Source organism: Streptomyces albiflavescens (assembly GCF_014645835.1).
Classification (GTDB): Bacteria; Actinomycetota; Actinomycetes; order Streptomycetales; family Streptomycetaceae; genus Streptomyces; species Streptomyces albiflavescens.
Genome location: NZ_BMMM01000015.1, coordinates 61,072 through 79,152 on the forward strand (window position 1 = coordinate 61,072; position 18,081 = coordinate 79,152).

Consider the following 18,081-nt stretch of genomic DNA (forward strand, 5'->3'; position numbering starts at 1 on the left):
CGGCCGTACGCGCTGCCACCGCGAGTGAGCCGAGGGGGCGCGCCGGTGTCGAGAGGGCATGGGGGTCCCCCCGCTCGAGCGCAGCCGAGAGTGGGGGAGCGCGGAGGCCCGAAGGGTTGAGCACGATCGCCCTCTCGACACCGGCTGGAGCGCCCCGGAGGCGAACCGAGCCCGAAAATGCAGTGCCCGAGCCGGGCGCCGTCACCATCGTCGTACCGACGTTCAACGAGTCCGCGAACGTACGGGAGTTGCTGCAGCAGATCACCGAGTCGGTGCCCGCGCGACTGCCCTGCGAGGTCGTTTTCGTCGACGACTCCACGGACGACACGCCCGAGGTCATCCACGAAGCGGCGAAGGACTGCCCCTTCCCGGTCACCGTCCTGCACCGGGAGGAGCCGGTCGGCGGACTCGGCGGCGCGGTCGTCGAGGGGATGAAGGCGGCCGGGTCCGACTGGATCGTCGTCATGGACGGCGACTGCCAGCATCCCCCCTCGCTGGTACCGGAGTTGGTCGCCACCGGTGAGCGGGCGAACGCCGGGCTCGTCGTCGCCAGCCGCTACATCAAGGGCGGCAGCCGCGCCGGGCTCGCGGGCGGTTACCGCATCGCCGTCTCACGCGGCGCGACCTGGCTGACCAAGACGCTCTTCCCGCGCAAGCTGTACGGCATCAGCGACCCGATGAGCGGGTTCTTCGCGATCCGCCGCAGCGCGGTCACCGCGGAGGTCCTCCAGCCGCTCGGCTACAAGATTCTCCTCGAACTTGCGGTGCGCAGCCGCCCCCGCCAGGTCACCGAGGTGCCCTTCGTCTTCCAGGACCGGTTCGCGGGCGAGTCCAAGTCGACCGCGCAGGAGGGCTTCCGGTTCCTGCGCCACCTCGTCGGGCTGCGCACTATCTCGCCGGTCGCCCGCATGGTGATCTTCGGACTGATCGGCGCCACCGGCTTCGTACCGAACCTGCTCGGCCTGTACGCGCTGACCGCCGCCGGACTGCACTACGTACCGGCCGAGATCCTCGCCAATCAGCTCGGGGTCGCCTGGAACTTCCTGCTCATCGAGCACCTTCTCTTCCGTGAGCGCCGAAAGCACCGGCACTGGTGGGACCGCGTCGGCCGGTTCGCGCTGCTCGCCAACGCCGATCTGGTGCTGCGCATCCCGTTGATCGCGCTCTTCGTCGACCGCTTCGGGATGGGCGCACTCTCCGCCACCGCACTGGCCCTGGTGACGACCTTCGTCCTGCGCTTCGTAGGGACCGAAGCGCTGGTCTATCTGCCGCGCCGCAGCAGCAAGTCCGCGGGCGGGAGCCGCACAGCAAGGAGAGCCGCATGAAACGTATGCAATACGTGCCACGACCACGGCGGAGAACCTCACTCCTGGCCGTGGCGGGCCTCGCCGCGGGGATGCTGCTGGTCTCGCCGCAGCCCGCGTCCGCCGCCAACCTCGTCAAGAACCCGGGCTTCGAGACCGACGGTACGGACGGCATGCCGTACTGCTGGGAGAAGTCCGGCTGGGGCGACAACGACTTCACCTTCTCCACCGTCGCCGACTCCCACTCCGGCTCCAAGGCCATGAAGGTCACGCTGACCCGCCGGGCCGACGGCGACCGCAAGGCGCTGATCACCGAGGACACCACCTGCGCCCCGGTGGTCACCGCGGGCAAGCAGTACGACCTCGGGCTCTGGTACAAGACGACGACTCCCGACGCCGCCATCACGCTCTTCCGGCACGACACGACGGCGGGCTGGCAGTACTGGACCGACCTCAAGACGCTGGACATGGCGGGCAGCTATACCCAGGCGACCGTCCGGACCCCTGCCGTCCCGGCGGGCACGGACCGCATCACCTGGGGCGTCTCGGTCTACGGCACCGGCTCCGCGACCACCGACGACTACACGATGGAACAGGTCTCCGACCCGATCCCGCCGGCCTCCTGCACCGGCACCGCCGAGGAGTGCGCCAACGGCAAGTGGACGGTGCTGCCCACGCAGAACCCGGTCCGTTCCATGCACTCCGTCGTCCTCAACAACGGCAAGGTGCTGCTGATCGCGGGCTCCGGCAACAGCGAGGAGCAGTTCAACGCGGGCACGTTCACCAGCGCGGTCTACGACCCGGCGAACGGCACGTACAAGACGATCCCCACGCCCAAGGACATGTTCTGCGCGGGGCACGTCCAGCTCGCCGACGGCCGCGTTCTGGTGATGAGCGGCAACAAGGCGTTCCCGGTCGCGGGCGGGCACGGGTACGAGGGGTACAAGGACTCGTACATCTTCGACCCGGTCACCGAGACGTACAGCAAGACCAACGACCTGAACGACGGTCACTGGTATCCGTCGGCCACCGAACTCGGCAACGGCGACATCATCTCCTTCGGCGGTCTGCGCGAGGACTCGTCCGGCTCGGTGACCGCCGAGCGCTGGTCGAACGCGGAGCAGAAGTGGCTGCCGCTGTGGCAGGTCAACCAGACCTGGTCGTTCTGGGGCTTGTACCCGTCGATGATCCTGATGCAGGATGGGCGGCTGTTCTACTCGGGCAGCCATGTCTTCGGCAACGGCACCCCGGGCACCGGTTCGGCGATCTACGACTACGACGCCAACACGACGACCGCGGTCTCCGGGCTCCAGAACAAGGACGAACGCGACCAGTCCGCCAGCGTGCTGCTGCCCCCGGCCCAGGACCAGAAGGTCCTGACGATCGGCGGCGGCAACATCGACTCCAACCCGGACGCCAACCGGCTGACCGACATCATCGACCTCAAGGCCGCCAACCCGGCGTACACCGTCGGCCCGCAGATCCCGCAGGGCACGGTGGACCTGGGCAACGGCCCGGTGGCCGAGACCGGCAACCAGGGCAAGATGTACGTCTCCGCCGTACTCCTGCCCGACGGCAAGGTCCTGGAGACGGGCGGCGGCCTGCACAACCGCGCCAACCCCGTCTACGAGGCCTCGATCTTCGACCCGGCCACCACGACCTTCGACCCGGTGGCCGCCGACCCGGAGGCTCGCGGCTACCACTCCTCCGCGTTCCTGCTGCCCGACGGCCGCGTGATGGCCACCGGCGACAACCCCGGCAACGGCACCTGGAACCACAACGTGTCCATCTACACCCCGCCCTACCTGCTCAAGGGCACTCGTCCGACGATCACCTCGGTGATCGACAACGAGTGGGTGTACGGCGACACCCAGCGCATCACCGTCGACCGGCCCATCGTCAAGGCCGAGCTGATCCGCCCGGCCGCGGTGACGCACTCCTCGGACCCGAACCAGCGGTTCGTGGACCTGCCGCTGTCCGTCGACGGCAACAACGTCGATCTGAACGTGACGAGCAATCCCGACCTGGCGCCGCCCGGCTGGTACATGCTCTTCGCGGTCGACGCCAACGGCGTCCCGTCGGTCGCCCAGTGGGTGCACCTCCAGGGCCCGTCCGCGCTGGCCACGGACACCGCCTCGGCACACGTCCACTCCTTCGCCGACTCCCTCGAGGGGGCGGTGGCGAAGGCGGGCAAGAAGCGGAGCTCGCAGAAGGTGAGCACCACGATCTCCGGCTGCGACCGCCACTACGGCACGATCAACGTCTGCGTACCGACGGCCTTCCCGGACGGCGTGAAGAAGACCACGGCTTCCCGCTGCGCCTGGCTGAAGAAGAACGACTACGGGCGGCTGAAGATCAACGGCAAGGACGATCCGCTGGGGCTCGATCCCAACAAAGACGGACTGGCCTGCGGAAAGGCTGATCTGAAGCGCCGCTAGTGCCCGGCAGGCGACGTTTGCCCGTCAAGGAGCGGGGCGAACGTTGCCTGTTGGGGCACCAGCTCTTCTCGTCAGCTCCCGAACTCCGCGAGGGCGCGCTCCACGATGGCCTCCAGTCGGTCGTGGTGCGCGCCCTTCCAGTAGGCGCGCCCGCACTCCTCGCACTGCGCGAAGACTTCGTACGACCGCCGCGTGCCGCCTTCCAGCTGGTCGTCGACCTGCTGCTTGGTGGCCTCCTTGAGCAGGCCGTTGCACGCCGTGCAGCGCGTCCAGGGCTTCAGCTCGGGCGCGAACCGGGCCAGTACGTCACGGAGTTGGTCGTCGGGCCGGGTGCTGTAGACGAAAGCGCCGGCCCACAGCTCGCGGCGGCGCAGCAGTCCGCGGTCGCGGCTGAGCATCACGCGCCGCTCGGCCGCCGAACGGGTCGCGAGGGCCGGGTCGCCGATGTCGGTGGACTCGTACGCCGTGTCCACGCCGAGCAGGCGCAGGCGGCGGGCGAGCGTGCCGAGGTGGACGTCGAGGAGGAAGCGGAGCGGGGCCCCGGGGACCTGCTGCGGGCGCTCGACCGCACGGACTTCCACGGTCTCTCCGGCCGCCGGGATGTGCGCGAACGGCATCTCCCGGCCGTCCACGACCAGGGCGCCGACCTCCGTCAGCGGGACGCCCAGCGACTCGATGACATGGCCGAGCGTGGAGGAGCCGTCGGTGCCGACCTGCGTGGCACCGACGCGTCGCCCGTGCGGGACGAACAGCCCCAGTTCGGGGGCGAATTCGACGTGGATCTCCGGTCCGTTCACATGGTCAGGATGTCATGCGGGGTGTGCCTGTGGCCTCCGGATTTCCGGCTGCGGGCACGGTCCGGGCCGCGGGGGGCAGACCGTGTTCCAGGACGTCCACCGCGCGGTCCACCACGTCGGCGAAGTCCTCCTGGTGGCCGCCCTCGGCCCAGTACAGGGAGGTCTCCATCAGGCCGCCGATCAGCGACATCGCGAAGACGCGTACTTCGAGACTCTCGGGGTCCCGGCCGACGCGCTCCCCGATGGCCCGGCACAGCAGGCGGCCGGTGACCGACATGCTCTCCATCATCCGGGAGCGCACCGCGGGGACCTCGACCATCAGCCGCGTCCGCAGCCGTGTCACCTCGGGCTCCTCGGTGTTCCCGAGGCCGATGGCCTTCCGCAGCACGTACCGCAGGGAGTCGAACCACGGCTCGTCCGCGGGGCGCGCCCGCAGCTCCTGCTCAAGGACCGGGTCGTACTCGTCCGTGAGGACGATGTCCTCCTTGGTCGGGAAGTAGCGGAACACCGTGGACGGGGAGACCTCGGCCGCCTCCGCGATCTGCTCGATGGTCGTCGCGTCGTACCCCTGCTCCTGGATCAGTCGGTACGTCGCGTCGCGGATCGCGATCCGGGTCTTCATCTTCTTCCGCTCGCGGAGCCCCGGCTGGGGCGCCGCGGCGGAAGCGGAGCTGTGTGCGGTGGCGGCCATGGTGCTCATTGTCCGGCATCCGCTGGGGACGGGGCCATGTCGGTGCCCTCCGCGCGGGCGGAGGTGGGGGCGGCGTCGGGAGCCGGCTTGGGGTGGGGCAGCAGCGCGGCGGCCAGCAGCGCGGTGATGAGCGCCGCGATCCCGCTGACCAGCAGGACCAGGTCCATGCCGTGGATGTACGAGGCGTCCGCGGAGGCGGCGAGCGCGCGGTCCCCGAGCCGCGCGGCGACCACATGGGCGCCGACCACCGAGTCGGAGGCGGTGTCCGCGACCGCGTGCGGCAGGCCGGAGGTGTCCAGCCGGTCGCTGTACGCGCTCGCGAGGAGCGAGCCGAGCAGGGCGATGCCGATCGCGCCGCCCACCTGGCGCACCGTCATGAGGAGCCCGGAGCCGCTGCCGGCGCGGTCGCGGGGCAGGGCGCCGAGGGCGGCGGACATCGCCGGGACCACGGCGAAGCCGAAGCCGATCCCGGCGATGGACAGCCACAGGGCGGTGAAGCCGTAGCCGTCGTCGACCGACGTACGGCTGCCGAGTATCGCGGCGAAGGCGAGGGCGACGAGTCCGGCGCTGATCACCGCGCGCGGTCCGAACTTCGTCAGCAGTGGCCCGGCACCCCTGGAGGCGAGCAGCAGTCCGCCCATCATCGGCAGCATCCGCACCCCGGTCGCCAACGCGTCGTGCCCGAGCACCGCCTGCAGATACTGCGGCAGCACGAACATCAGCCCGGACAGCACGAACATGACGAGGGTCGCGGCGAGCGTGTTGAGCAGGAAGCCGCGCTGGGCGAGGAGGGAGAGGTCCAGCATCGGGCGTGCGCTGCGGCGTTCGCGTACGACGAGCAGTGCGACCAGGACGATCGCGGCCGCCAAGAAGCCGAGGATCAGCGGGTCGCCCCAGCCGCGGTGCGGGGCCTCGATGATCGCGTAGATCAGAGTGCTGAGGCCGGCCGCGGTGAGTCCGGTGGAGACGGCGTCGACCTTGGGCGAGGCCGGGATGGGGGTCCCCCCGCTCGAGCGCAGCCGAGAGTGGGGGAGGGTCTCGGGGAGCAGGAAAACGCAGGCGGCGATGCCGATGGCGGCCATCGGCACGTTGACCAGGAAGACCGAGCCCCACCAGAAGTGGTCGAGCAGCCAGCCGCCGACGATCGGGCCGAGCGGCAGGCCGAGGGCGGAGGCGGCCGAGACCGCGCCCACGGCCTTGGTGCGCTCCTCGGGTCCGAACAGCGAGGGCAGCACGGCCATCGCGAGCGGCATCACGAGCGCGCCGCCGACACCCATCAGGGCGCGGGCGACGATCACTGGGGTGACGTCGTCGACGAGGGCGCCGACCAGGGAGCCGGCCAGGAAGATGCCGAGGCCGGTGATGAGCATCCGGCGCCGCCCGAAGCGGTCGCCGAGCAGGCCTGCCGGAAGCATCAGCGAGGCGAAGACGACAACGTACGCGTCCGCCATCCACTGCTGCCGGCCCGTGGACGCGCCCAGGTCACGGGCCATCGTCGGCAGCGCCACATTGAGGATCGTCATGTCGAAACCGAGCACGAGCATGCTCGCGACCAAGGCCCCGAGGGCCCACCAGCGGCGAGGGTCGCGCCGCTCGGCGCCATCCTGAGTGAGAGTCACCATGAAATGAGAGTAACTCTCAAAAGATGGTGCCTGTCAATCTATTCGGTCGGGTTCATTGTCAGTGCCGCGTGTCACTCTGAGATCGGGGCGAGGTACGGAATGTGATCACTGGAGGGGAGGGTGAGGTGAACGTCCTGGTGACGAGGGTGGTGGCGCTGCTCGCGGCGGTGCTGTGCGTGGCCGGATTCATCGCCTGGGGGACGCCGGCCGTCGTCGGCCTGGTGCTGGTCGGCGTCGCCGTCCTGACATGCGAAGTGGCCGCGGCTTCCAAGCCACGGCCACTGAAGAGGAGTCGGTCGGAAAGACCCGGCGGGGAACCGGGTCGCAGGTCACCCGTGCTGATAGGCCACCAGCGAGATTCCGACGTAGTGCACGACGAACGCCGCGAGGGTGAAGGAGTGGAAGACCTCGTGGAAGCCGAACCAGCGCGGTGACGGGTTGGGACGCTTGATCCCGTAGATCACGCCGCCCGCGCTGTAGAGCAGACCGCCGACGATCACCAGCACGAGGACGGCGATCCCGCCGGTGCGCATGAAGTCCGGGAGGAAGAAGACGGCCGCCCAGCCCATCGCGATGTAACAGGGGGTGTAGAGCCAGCGCGGGGCGCCGACCCAGAACACGCGGAAGATGATGCCGGCCGCCGCCGCGCCCCAGATGCCCCACAGGAGCCACTGTCCCTTGGCGTCCGGCAGCAGCAGCATCGTCAGGGGCGTGTAGGTGCCCGCGATGATCAGGAAGATGTTCGCGTGGTCGAGCCTGCGCAGCACGCCGTCCATGCGCGGGCCCCAGTTGCCGCGGTGGTAGAGCGCGCTCACTCCGAACAGCAGGCAGGCCGTGAGCACGTAGATCCCGCAGGCGATACGGCCGCGCGCCGAGTCCGCGAGGGCGGTGAGTATCAGGCCGGAAATGAGTACGGCCGGAAACATACCGAGATGCAGCCAGCCGCGGAGCTTGGGCTTGACCGGATGCGGGAGCGGGAGCGCGGGACCGTGGCCGGCGGCCGGCGAGTCCGTGGGCGCGTCGGGGACGGGCGCTGTCATGCGCCGAATCGTACCTACGGAACCGTAAGTTACGTATCGGTCCGGCGTAATGAACCGCCAATAGTGGCCATGGTCTCACGCGGGTGGCCGGACTTCCCAGGGGTACCCGGGATGAACCCGGGGTGTGTGGAGGGAAACCTTCCGGCGAGTGGCGATGCTCACGCCGCTCACGTGTGACCTCCTCTGGACATATGCGCGGTTCAGTCGGATGATCAAATGAGTGCGGTCGGCACCGGATGAGCGCCAGAGATCCACCACCGTGAAGCATCCGGGTCGCAGCCCCCACGGGGCACAACAACAAAACCCCTCATTTAGGAGCAATCGTGGCGCGCGACATCGCGGCTCCCACTACGGTCGTCCCCACCCATCACCAGGAACTGATCTCGTGGGTCAACGAGATCGCCGAACTGACTCAGCCGGACAGCGTGGTCTGGTGTGACGGATCCGAGGCCGAATACGAGCGACTGAGCGAGGAGCTCGTCCGCAAGGGCACCTTCAAGAAGCTCGACCCGATCAAGCGCCCCAACTCGTACTACGCCGCTTCCGACCCGACCGATGTCGCGCGGGTCGAGGACCGGACGTTCATCTGCTCCGAGAAGGAGGAGGACGCGGGCCCGACCAACCACTGGAAGGCCCCCGCCGAGATGCGGGAGATCTTCGCCGGTGAGAAGGGCGTCTTCCGCGGCTCGATGAAGGGCCGGACGATGTACGTCGTCCCGTTCTGCATGGGCCCGCTCGGCTCGGACCTCTCCGCGATAGGCGTCGAGATCACCGACTCCGCCTACGTCGCCGTGTCCATGCGCACGATGACGCGCATGGGACAGCCGGTCCTCGACGAACTCGGCACCGACGGCTTCTTCGTGCGTGCTGTGCACACGCTCGGAGCGCCGCTGGCCGAGGGCGAGGCGGACGTGCCGTGGCCCTGCAACTCCACGAAGTACATCTCGCACTTCCCCGAGACCCGCGAGATCTGGTCGTACGGCTCGGGCTACGGCGGCAACGCGCTGCTCGGCAAGAAGTGCTACGCCCTGCGCATCGCCTCCGTCATGGCGCGCGACGAGGGCTGGCTGGCCGAGCACATGCTCATCCTGAAGCTGACGCCGCCGCAGGGCGAGTCCAAGTACGTTGCCGCCGCCTTCCCGAGCGCCTGCGGCAAGACGAACCTCGCCATGCTGGAGCCCACGATCTCGGGCTGGACGGTCGAGACGATCGGTGACGACATCGCGTGGATGCGGTTCGGCGAGGACGGCCAGCTGTACGCGATCAATCCCGAGGCCGGTTTCTTCGGCGTCGCGCCCGGCACCGGTGAGCACACCAACGCCAACGCGATGAAGACGCTGTGGGGCAACTCCGTCTTCACGAACGTCGCGCTGACCGACGACAACGACATCTGGTGGGAGGGCATGACGGAGGAGACTCCGGCGCACCTCACCGACTGGAAGGGCAACGACTGGACCCCCGAGTCCGGTACGCCCGCCGCGCACCCCAATGCCCGCTTCACCGTTCCCGCCTCGCAGTGCCCGATCATCGCGCCCGAGTGGGAGGACCCCAAGGGCGTGCCGATCTCGGCGATCCTCTTCGGAGGCCGCCGCGCCAGCGCGGTTCCGCTGGTGACGGAGTCCTTCGACTGGAACCACGGCGTCTTCCTCGGTGCGAATGTCGCCTCCGAGAAGACCGCCGCGGCCGAGGGCAAGGTCGGCGAGCTGCGCCGCGACCCGTTCGCCATGCTGCCGTTCTGCGGCTACAACATGGGCGACTACATGGGCCACTGGGTCGACGTCGCCAAGGACAAGGACCAGACGAAGCTCCCGAAGATCTACTACGTGAACTGGTTCCGCAAGAACGACGCGGGCAAGTTCGTGTGGCCGGGCTTCGGTGAGAACAGCCGTGTCCTGAAATGGATCGTCGAGCGCCTCGACGGCAAGGCCGAGGGTGTCGAGACGCCCATCGGCATCCTGCCGGCCAAGGGTGCCCTGGACACAGGCGGTCTCGACCTCTCGGAGTCCGACCTCGACTTCCTGCTCACCGTCGACAAGGACGTGTGGCGCGAGGAGGCCGCGCTGGTTCCCGAGCACCTCAACACCTTCGGCGAGCACACGCCGAAGGAGCTGTGGGACGAGTACCGCGCGCTGGTGCAGCGCCTGGGCTGACGCCCACCGTCGAGCTCCGCGGCCGGTCCGGCTTGCCCTGACCTGCGATGTCGTCACGACCGGCCGCGGTGACGCCGACGCCGGGAGGTTTTTCGCCCCCTCCGCTTCTACCCGGGGGTGGCTTGTCGCGCAGTTCCCCGTGCCCCTTTTCAGGGGCGCGGGGAACTGCGCGATCTTTTGGCGGGGGTCTGGGGGCGCAGCCCCCAGGTACGGGACGGGCAGGGGCGGAGGGGGCGAAAAACCTCCGGCCCGCCGCCGCGCGCCTCGAACGTAATCCCGCCCCCCACTTCCGTCATCACCTCTGCCGCGCACGGCATTTCGCGGGACACTCGGGACATCCTGCAACGAACCCCGAAATGAGGTGAGCGGGGTGCGCACACCGGTCAGCGACCCCATGAAGATCGGGCCGTACCGCATCGTGGGCCGGCTGGGCTCCGGCGGAATGGGATGGGTGTATCTCGGCCGTTCGCCGGCCGGACGCGAGGTCGCCGTGAAGGTGGTGCGGCCCGAGCTCGCGGCGGAGGGCGAGTTCAGAGAGCGCTTCGCGCGCGAGGTCGCCGCCGCGCGGGTGGTGAGCGGCGCGTACACCGCGGCCGTGATCGACGCCGACACCGAGGCCGAACTGCCGTGGCTGGCCACGATGTACGTGCCGGGACCCTCGCTGGCCGAGGCCGTCCGCACGGACGGACCGCTGCCCGAGCCGCAGGTACGGCCGCTCGGCGCGGGCCTGGTCGAGGCGCTTCAGGCCATCCACGCCGCCCGCGTGGTGCACCGGGACCTGAAACCGGCGAATGTGCTCCTCGCCTCCGACGGGCCCCGCGTCATCGACTTCGGGATCTCCCGCGTCGACGGCGCCCCCGGACTCACCCAGGTGGGCGTCGTCGTCGGCACCCCGCCCTTCATGTCGCCCGAGCAGATCAAGGGCGCGCCGGTGGGCCCGCCGAGCGATGTCTTCTCCCTCGGCGGGGTGCTGGTCTACGCCCTGACGGGCCGCCCGCCGCACGGCAGCGGGGAGGCGGTGCGCTACCGGGTCGTCCTCGCCGAGCCCGAGCTCGACGGCGTACCCGCGTCCATGCGTGAACTGATCGCGCACTGTCTGGCCAAGCGGCCCGAGGACCGACCCCAACTCGACGAGCTGCTGGCCGAGTTGCTGGAGCAGACGCCGAAGTCCGCGTCCTGGCCGCCGCCCGCGGTGGCCCACAGCATCAAGGCGCGCACCCGTGATCTGGCCGGCCGCCGCAAGCAGGGCACGAGTGTGTCCGTGCCGTCCTGTCTGCTGTTGCACGCCCAGACGCTGCTGGACGCCGGACTGACCGACGCGATGGTCGCCGAGGCGGTGGGCCGTGGCGACGCCTGAGTCCGTTCCCGGTCGTGGCCACGAGATCCTCGAAATAGGCACGCACTGGCGGCAGTTGGTGCAGAACTGGGTAGGGCGGCGGAACTATCACACCGTGACCGACACCGTTTCCGTGTCGATGCAATTCGATCTCAAGGAAACGGGGCGCATGGTCACGGTGAGATTCATGACCACCAAACGGCTCCTTGTCGCCTTTGCGACCGACGGTCATTATCTGCGCCAGGATCAACTGGCCGTCGCAGCTGCGGCGTCGAACGCATGGAATACCGAACAGTTGAATCCCATGCTGTCCGTGTGGGACGTACGGGGGCCACGGCCCTGTCTCGCCGGGGTCTGCGATCTCCCGTTGACCTGCCGGATGACACAAGCGGATTTCGATGCTTTGGCCAGTGATTGGGTGGAACGGGCGCGGCAGATGTTCACCCGCTGCCATCAGGTTTTCAAGTTGTAGAAGTGAAAGCCGTCGTGTGCCCCAAACCCCTTCCGGGCGCACGCCGGTTGCCCCACTATGGGCGAGTGCCTTTCAAGGCCACGGGGGTGTGTCTTTCAGGCCACGGGGGGTTGCCGATGCGGCGTTCACTGTGTTTCACGGTGCTTTTCGGAATGGCGGTCGCGCTCGCCCCGGCCGGTGCCGCGGCTGCGGCCGACGAGCCGTGCGGCAAGAACTTCAAGGAACGCCTCCAGTGCTGGTCGCGCTGGATCGGCGAGGGGACCGTCCGGGTCACCCTGGACGACGCGGTGCCGTACGACGGCAGTGCGCGGGAGCGCAAGGACGTCGAGCAGACCCTCTGGCAGAAGCGCGACAACCTCGTGGTCGAGGTGCCCAAGGGCGGACACACGGGTCAGGGCGGAACGGCGCTCCTCCTGCTGGCGAAGCCGAGCGCCCGTCTCGTCGCGCAGGACGCCACGATCGACAAACTGCCGCCCGAGGCCCTGACCGAGCTGGAGACCGTCCAGGCCTGCCGTCCCGACAACCCCAAGGATCTGTGCGCGAAGCTCGCCAAGGGCCCGCTCGCCGGCCGTGATCTGATCGCCCAGCACCAAGGAACCGACCTCTCCAGGCACACGTACGCCATCGCCACCCCCGTCGGCCCGCCGACCGCCACCGTGACTCCCTCGGACGAGTCCACCTCCGCCGGCCATGCCGACGGCAAGAACACCTCCCACGCGGGCTCGGGCACCGACGCGGTCACCGAGGCGGGCTCCGGGTGGGACACCACCACCAAGATCCTCGCCGGTCTCTGCGCCGTACTCGTCCTTCTCCTCGCCGCGCTGCTGTTCCTCATCCGGCGGTCCTCCAGCGCCGTCGGGTCGCTGCCGCGGCGTGCGCTCGCCTCGCCCGGGGTCGGCGCCGTGCCGGCGGCCGCGGCGCACACCCGTACCCCCGACGAGACCACCACCCGCCTCCGGGTCACGCCGACGCCCCAGTACGGACGGCGGGTCGCGAACGTGCCGGGCCCCGCGAGGTCCGCCGTCGTCCGCACCGAACTGCATCCGCAGGGCTATGTCGAGCTGGACCGCGTGCTGTACCGGGCGGTGTGGGCCGAGCCCGGGCGGCCGCCACCCGCTCCCGGCGGACTCGTCGACGTCACCGACGCGCGGGAGCGGGACTCCGACGTCCTGTACGCGTTCCCGCCGACCACCGGACGGCACGCCAAAGGCACCCGGACCTGAGAACAACGGCACCCGGACCTGAGACCAGGAGAAACAGAGATGCACAGCGAATACCCGCCCACGCTGCCGGCGGAGTACGCCGATATCGAGTTCGAGAACAACGCGCAGCGCCTGCCGCTGGTGCTCTGTCTCGACACATCGAGCTCCATGGCGGGACAGCCGATCCAGACGCTCAACAACGCGCTCATGGAGTGGACCCGGGAGCTGCACGACGACGTCAGCCTCAGCTACAGCGTCGAGGTCGCCGTGGTCACCTTCGGCGGTCAGGGCGTCGCCGCCTGGCGCGGTCCCCAACTCCTCGCCCCGCGCGCCCCGGTGAGCCCCTTCGTGCCCGCGCACACCTTCCGGCCGCCGCAGCTCGCCGCGGCCGGGGTGACCCTGATGACGGAGGCGCTGGAGCTGTCGATGCACATCGTCGCGGCCCGCAAGGCCGAGCTGCGCGCCTCAGGACTTCAGTACTACCGGCCGCAGATCTGCCTGGTCACCGACGGACTGCCGACCGACGGGACGGGTCATCTCACCGACTCCTGGCACCGGTTGATCCCGGTCCTGGCAGAGGAGCAGCGCGCCCGCCGCTTCCGGCTGTACGCGATAGGGGTCGGCGGCATCACCGACATGGGCGAGCAGGTCCTCCAGGCGTTCGCGCCGAAGTTCAACGCCCGCCTGCAGGGATTCCCGTTCCGCGAGCTGCTCCAGATGATGTCCGCGAGCGCCAACGCCGAGCAGAAGGGCGCGGGCGACGAGGTCTTCGAGAAGATCTTCAGCCAGTTCAAGACGCAGCGCCCGGCTTGGGAATCCTGACCCATGGCCGGACACGTGTCCCGGCTCACAACCGGATGGGAATCCTGACCGATGACCGGAGTCGACGAGCGTGAGTCGCCGTGGCGGATCCACGGCATGAGTGTCGAGGGCTACCGCCACCGCCGTCAGGGACTGCCCTGCCAGGACGCGTGCGCGTACACGGTGTCGGCGTCCGTGGCGGTGCTCGCGGTCGCGGACGGCGCAGGCAGCAGGCCGCGCTCCGAGGAGGGGTCGCGGCTCGCCGTCGAGCTGGCCGCGGAGCAGTTCGCGCGCCGGTCGGCCGCGGCGGCGGAGTGCCATCCCGGCGAGGCCGTGCACGAGTTGCTCGAAGACGCCTTCCACGACGTCAGCAAGATGTTCCTGGACGCCACCGGCGCCGACGCCCCGGACTTCGCGACCACGCTCACCGTCGTGGTGCTCGCGCCCGGCTGGCTGGGCCATCTCACCGTGGGCGACGGCTTCGTCGTCCTGCGCGCGGGTGCGGAGGACGGGGAGCGGCAGTTCCATCTGCTGCCGCAGGCGATGGCGGCCAGCGAGTACAGCAACGAGACGGTCTTCCTCACCTCGCCGGACGCGGCCCGCTGGGTGCACACCGACTGCGTGTCCGACGACGGCATCGACGGGGTGCTGCTGTCCACCGACGGCCTTGTGCAGGCCGCGCTCAACCGCTCCGGCGGCGGGGCGCTGTCCCCGAACACGTCCTTCGTCGACGCCGTGTTCCGCTCCCTCGACACCGTGACCGACAACACCCACGAGGGTCTCGCGACCCTGCTGAGGTCGGACCGGCTCACCGCTCTGAACGCCGACGACAAGACCCTGCTGCGGGCCGTGCTCAGGGCGCGGCCATGAGCGGCCTCACGGTGTTCCTGGACGGAAAGCCCGTCACCCTCGCGGAGCTGCCGCTCAAGGGCGGCGGCCAGGCGGCCGTCTTCCCGGTCGTCGGCGACGCCGGGATCGTCGTCAAGCTCTACCGCGAACCGCCGGGCCTGGACCAGGAGCGCCGGCTGATGCGGATGCTGACCATGTCCCCGCTCGCCGCCCGCCCCACCGACGTGTCCCAGCCGCCCGAACTGGCCTGGCCCACCGCCCTGGCCCGTGGCCCCCAGGGCGAGTTCCTCGGCTACGCCATGCGCCGCTTCGGCGAGCCCCGCCACGTCCAGCTGATCGGCCTGTTCACCCGAGCCCAGCGGCTCAAGCTCTTCCCCGACCGGGCCGACTGGCGTTTTCTGCTCGGCGTCGCCTGGAACCTCGCGTTCATGACCGCCCGCATGCACTACGACAACCTCGTCATCGGCGACTTCTCCAGCAGCAACGTGGTGGTCGACGCCAACGGCTTCGTCACCTTCCTCGACTGCGACTCCATCGCCTTCAACGACCCGGTGAGCGGGGAACTCTTCCCCTGTCTGATGCACACCACCGACTATTCGTCTCCCGAGCGCCAGGCCGGCGGCCCCGCCACCCGCGCCACCGACGACTTCGCCCTCGCGGTCCTCGTCTACCAGCTGCTGACCGCCGGCAACCACCCCTTCGGCGGCGTCCCGCACGACAGCGCATCCGAGTCGACCGTCAAGGACAACATCGCCGCCAGCTGCTCCTACGTCGTACGCCCCGAGCTGGTCGTCATCCCGCGCGGCACCATCGACCCCTCCGTGCTGCCCCCCGAACTCCTCACGCTGGCCCGCGCCGCCTTCGGTCCCGGCGTGCACGCCCCCGCCGCGCGCCCCCCGGCGGAGGCCTGGCTGCGCGCCCTGGACAAGGAGCGCTCTCTCGTACGGGTCTGTCAGAACCGCCCGCTGCACACATACGGTTCCCATCTGACGTCCTGCCCCTGGTGCACGCGGGTGGCGGTGACGGGGCACGACGTGTTCAACGGGCCGGTGCCGGTTCCCGTGCCGGACGCACCGGGGCAGCAGGAGCAGACGGGCGCGGCCGCCTGGGCGAAGGCGCTGAAGGTCGCCTTGCTGATCGTGGTGGTGGTGATCCTGATCGTCATCGCCACGCACGCGAAATGAGCCGTTACTACGAGCGCCCCCGGTCCTCCAGATAGCGCGTGTGCGACTCCTGCCGCCGCGCCTCCGTCTCCCGCAGCGAGGCCGCCAGCCGGTCCGACTCCTCGTGCAACAGCGTGAGCTGGCGCTCCAGATGGCGCTCCGGCGGTTCGCTGCCGGGCGTCAGCCGGGTCCACCACCTGGTCCGTACGAAGGTGTCGACGGCCTCGGGAATGTCCTGCCGCACGGCACGGGACAGCGTGTGCACACCCTCCGGGTCCTGGGCGAGAACCTCGGCGACCCAGCCGGGGTCCAGGAGTGCGGCCAGGAGTTCCGTCAGCTCGGTGAGCCGACCGGCCGCGGCGGGTGGCAGCTCGACCCCGGTCAGATACTCCCGCAGCTTGCCGAAGTCGCCGCGCAGCTCGTCGAGTTGGGCCGACGGGTCCGGGAAGTCGGGGAGGGGCGGGCGCTCCGGCGGGGCCATCAGGGCGCCCGCGCCGTACAGACCGGCGACGACGACGGGCCAGTACGGGCCCGCGACCCCGGTGAAGGTCAGCGCCAGGCCGACGAGCCCGCAGGCGCTGCCGGTGAGGTTCTTGCGGGACTCAAGGAAGCCGATCAGCTTATTGGTAGCCACGGATCTCCTCGAAGGCGCCGTCGAGCGAGCCCTTCCGGGCGTCGAAGAGACGGCCGCCGGTCAGGTCGGCGATGTGCTGGAGCTCGCCGCGGTCGGAGTCGCCGAACAGGATCGGGAAGACGGGTATCTCCCGCTGCCCGCCCGGCAGGTGGGCATAGAAGTCGTCGAAGTGGCCGGGGCTCGCGCCCGTCGTGTTCTCGCCGTCCGTCATCAGCACGATCGACGTGAACGTGTCGTCGTCGGCGCCGAGATGCTCGTACGCCTTCTCCAGCGACGTATAGATCGCGGTGTCGCCCTCGGCGCTGAGCGCGCGGGTGTCCCTGCGGATCCCGTCGAGCCCGGCCTTCGGGTCCTCGGGCCGCACCACATGTGTGTGGACGCTCTTGACCTTCGACCCGAACGGCATGAGCGTCACCTCCTCGCGGTCGCGGAAGTCGCCCGTCAGATCGGTGAGCGCCTTCTTCAGCCGGGCGAGCCGGTCGCCGCCCATCGAGCCCGAGGTGTCGAGAACGTATACGGTCCTGGACGGCCGGCGGAGCTTGTTCTCGTACGAGTCGAGAAGCCGGTCGGCGACGGATCGGCTGCCGGGGAAGGGCAGTTCGCGGCGCCTTCCCGTGTCGAGGCCCGCCGCCGGAGGCACGGAGGCGACGACCGGACGGCGGTGCGTGTCCCGGGTGATCTCGCCCTGTACCTCGGGCGTCCGCAGGGCCTCGGTGAGGCGGCGGACGGTCTCGCGGGTGTCCTTGCCGGACGCGGCCAGGGAGGAGAGGGGGTAGTCGGCGGTCACCACTCCGTCGCGCGGCCGGATGACCGTCAGACCCTTCATGCCCTTGAGGACCGACTCGTAGTTGAGCAGCGCGTCCACCGTGCCGCGACGCTCGTACGCCGTCGCCAGCCAGCCCGAGGAACCCGAGGTCAGCTTCTGCCCCTTGAAGAACTCCCGCAGTTTCGGGGTCGCCTTGTCCACGTCCGCGTCCGTCAGCGCCGACTGGGCGCCGGAGAGACCCGAGGCGACCGAAATCAGCGTGGAGAAACCGGAGTTGGACCGGGCGGGGTCGGTCATGCCGTACGTCAGCTTCCCGTCCGCCACCGCCTTCTCCACCTGGGACCAGGTGACGTCGTCCGGCTTCCAGCCGAGCGCGTTCACGGTCGCCGGCTTGACGCCGATGGCCACGGGGCTCGACATGACCGGGGTCTCCGAGACGACCTTCTTCGCCGCGTCCGGACGAAGGTGCAGGTAGTCGTTGGAGGACAGCCACAGCGCGTCGTACGAGCTGTCCGCCTTGCCCTGCGCGAGCAGGTCCACGGCGGCGAGGGTACCCATGTAGGTGGGCTTGACCGTGATGCCCGTGTCCTTGCGGATCCGGTCGAGGATCGGGGTCATGTCGCTGAGCTCGCTGGAGGCGAGGACACGGAGAGTCCCGGGTTCGGGCTTGTCGGCCCGGGCCGGGTCTTCCGCGGCCGAGGTGCATCCCGCCGTCACCAGTGCGAGTGCGACGGCGGCCGCCGCGCCATGGGTCGCGTGTGCCCTTCTCCGCCCTGCTGTACGGCTGCCCCCACGCTCCGGGGGTGACGCGTTCCC

General features: G+C 69.8%; 15 protein-coding genes. 9 read left to right on the plus strand and 6 right to left on the minus strand.

The features are described from left to right. The first annotated feature begins 182 nt into the window (after positions 1-182). Together IEY95_RS33895 and IEY95_RS33900 are read left to right on the plus strand one after the other, a co-directional pair. Positions 183-1,325, plus strand: coding sequence for a glycosyltransferase (locus IEY95_RS33895; protein WP_189190014.1), 1,143 nt, complete (start codon positions 183-185; stop codon positions 1,323-1,325). Beyond that, entirely contained in the window at positions 1,322-3,742 is a 2,421-nt protein-coding gene (locus tag IEY95_RS33900) for a galactose oxidase early set domain-containing protein (RefSeq protein ID WP_373294600.1), read from the plus strand. Before IEY95_RS33895 ends, IEY95_RS33900 begins: the two co-directional genes overlap by 4 nt. Before the next feature lie 71 nt (positions 3,743-3,813). Here the strand turns inward: IEY95_RS33900 and IEY95_RS33905 are convergent, their stop codons facing one another. From IEY95_RS33905 to trhA, 4 genes are all read right to left on the minus strand, one after another. Further along, complete coding sequence (locus IEY95_RS33905; RefSeq protein WP_189190015.1) at positions 3,814-4,539, minus strand: Mut7-C RNAse domain-containing protein; 726 nt, start codon at positions 4,537-4,539, stop codon at positions 3,814-3,816. Between the two features lie 4 nt (positions 4,540-4,543). Continuing rightward, entirely contained in the window at positions 4,544-5,239 is a 696-nt protein-coding gene (locus IEY95_RS33910) for a TetR/AcrR family transcriptional regulator (protein WP_373294601.1), read from the minus strand. Continuing rightward, positions 5,236-6,852, minus strand: a complete 1,617-nt coding sequence (locus IEY95_RS33915) for an MFS transporter (protein WP_189190017.1) — start codon at positions 6,850-6,852, stop codon at positions 5,236-5,238. Before IEY95_RS33915 ends, IEY95_RS33910 begins: the two co-directional genes overlap by 4 nt. A 329-nt stretch (positions 6,853-7,181) precedes the next feature. Further along, the gene (gene trhA, locus IEY95_RS33920; RefSeq protein WP_189190018.1) at positions 7,182-7,892 is read right to left on the minus strand and encodes a PAQR family membrane homeostasis protein TrhA; all 711 of its coding nucleotides are present in this window, start codon (positions 7,890-7,892) and stop codon (positions 7,182-7,184) included. A gap of 323 nt (positions 7,893-8,215) precedes the next feature. Between trhA and IEY95_RS33925 the strand changes: the two genes are divergently transcribed. The 7 genes from IEY95_RS33925 (at position 8,216) to IEY95_RS33955 (ending at position 15,886) form a co-directional block, all read left to right on the plus strand. Further along, positions 8,216-10,042 carry a phosphoenolpyruvate carboxykinase (GTP) gene (locus tag IEY95_RS33925; RefSeq protein WP_189190019.1) on the plus strand — a complete coding sequence of 609 codons (1,827 nt, stop codon included), beginning with the start codon at positions 8,216-8,218 and terminating at the stop codon, positions 10,040-10,042. Between the two features lie 370 nt (positions 10,043-10,412). Next, on the plus strand, positions 10,413-11,399 hold the full coding sequence (locus IEY95_RS33930) for a serine/threonine-protein kinase (RefSeq protein WP_189190020.1): 987 nt from the start codon (positions 10,413-10,415) through the stop codon (positions 11,397-11,399). 94 nt (positions 11,400-11,493) lie between these two features. Further along, positions 11,494-11,850, plus strand: a complete 357-nt coding sequence (locus IEY95_RS33935; protein WP_229703550.1) for a hypothetical protein — start codon at positions 11,494-11,496, stop codon at positions 11,848-11,850. Positions 11,851-12,002: 152 nt separating this feature from the next. Further along, complete coding sequence (locus IEY95_RS33940) at positions 12,003-13,073, plus strand: hypothetical protein (protein ID WP_229703551.1); 1,071 nt, start codon at positions 12,003-12,005, stop codon at positions 13,071-13,073. 39 nt (positions 13,074-13,112) lie between these two features. Then, on the plus strand, positions 13,113-13,874 hold the full coding sequence (locus tag IEY95_RS33945) for a vWA domain-containing protein (RefSeq protein WP_189190023.1): 762 nt from the start codon (positions 13,113-13,115) through the stop codon (positions 13,872-13,874). Between the two features lie 51 nt (positions 13,875-13,925). Next, a complete protein-coding gene (locus tag IEY95_RS33950; protein WP_189190024.1) occupies positions 13,926-14,723 on the plus strand; it encodes a PP2C family serine/threonine-protein phosphatase in 798 nt (265 codons plus the stop codon). Beyond that, positions 14,720-15,886 carry a hypothetical protein gene (locus IEY95_RS33955; RefSeq protein ID WP_189190025.1) on the plus strand — a complete coding sequence of 389 codons (1,167 nt, stop codon included), beginning with the start codon at positions 14,720-14,722 and terminating at the stop codon, positions 15,884-15,886. Before IEY95_RS33950 ends, IEY95_RS33955 begins: the two co-directional genes overlap by 4 nt. Before the next feature lie 7 nt (positions 15,887-15,893). Here IEY95_RS33955 and IEY95_RS33960 read toward each other — a convergent pair whose 3' ends face one another. Both IEY95_RS33960 and IEY95_RS33965 read right to left on the minus strand, forming a co-directional pair. Next, on the minus strand, positions 15,894-16,499 hold the full coding sequence (locus IEY95_RS33960) for a hypothetical protein (RefSeq protein WP_229703552.1): 606 nt from the start codon (positions 16,497-16,499) through the stop codon (positions 15,894-15,896). After that, on the minus strand, positions 16,486-17,985 hold the full coding sequence (locus IEY95_RS33965) for a substrate-binding and vWA domain-containing protein (RefSeq protein ID WP_373294609.1): 1,500 nt from the start codon (positions 17,983-17,985) through the stop codon (positions 16,486-16,488). Before IEY95_RS33965 ends, IEY95_RS33960 begins: the two co-directional genes overlap by 14 nt. Positions 17,986-18,081: the final 96 nt, after the last annotated feature.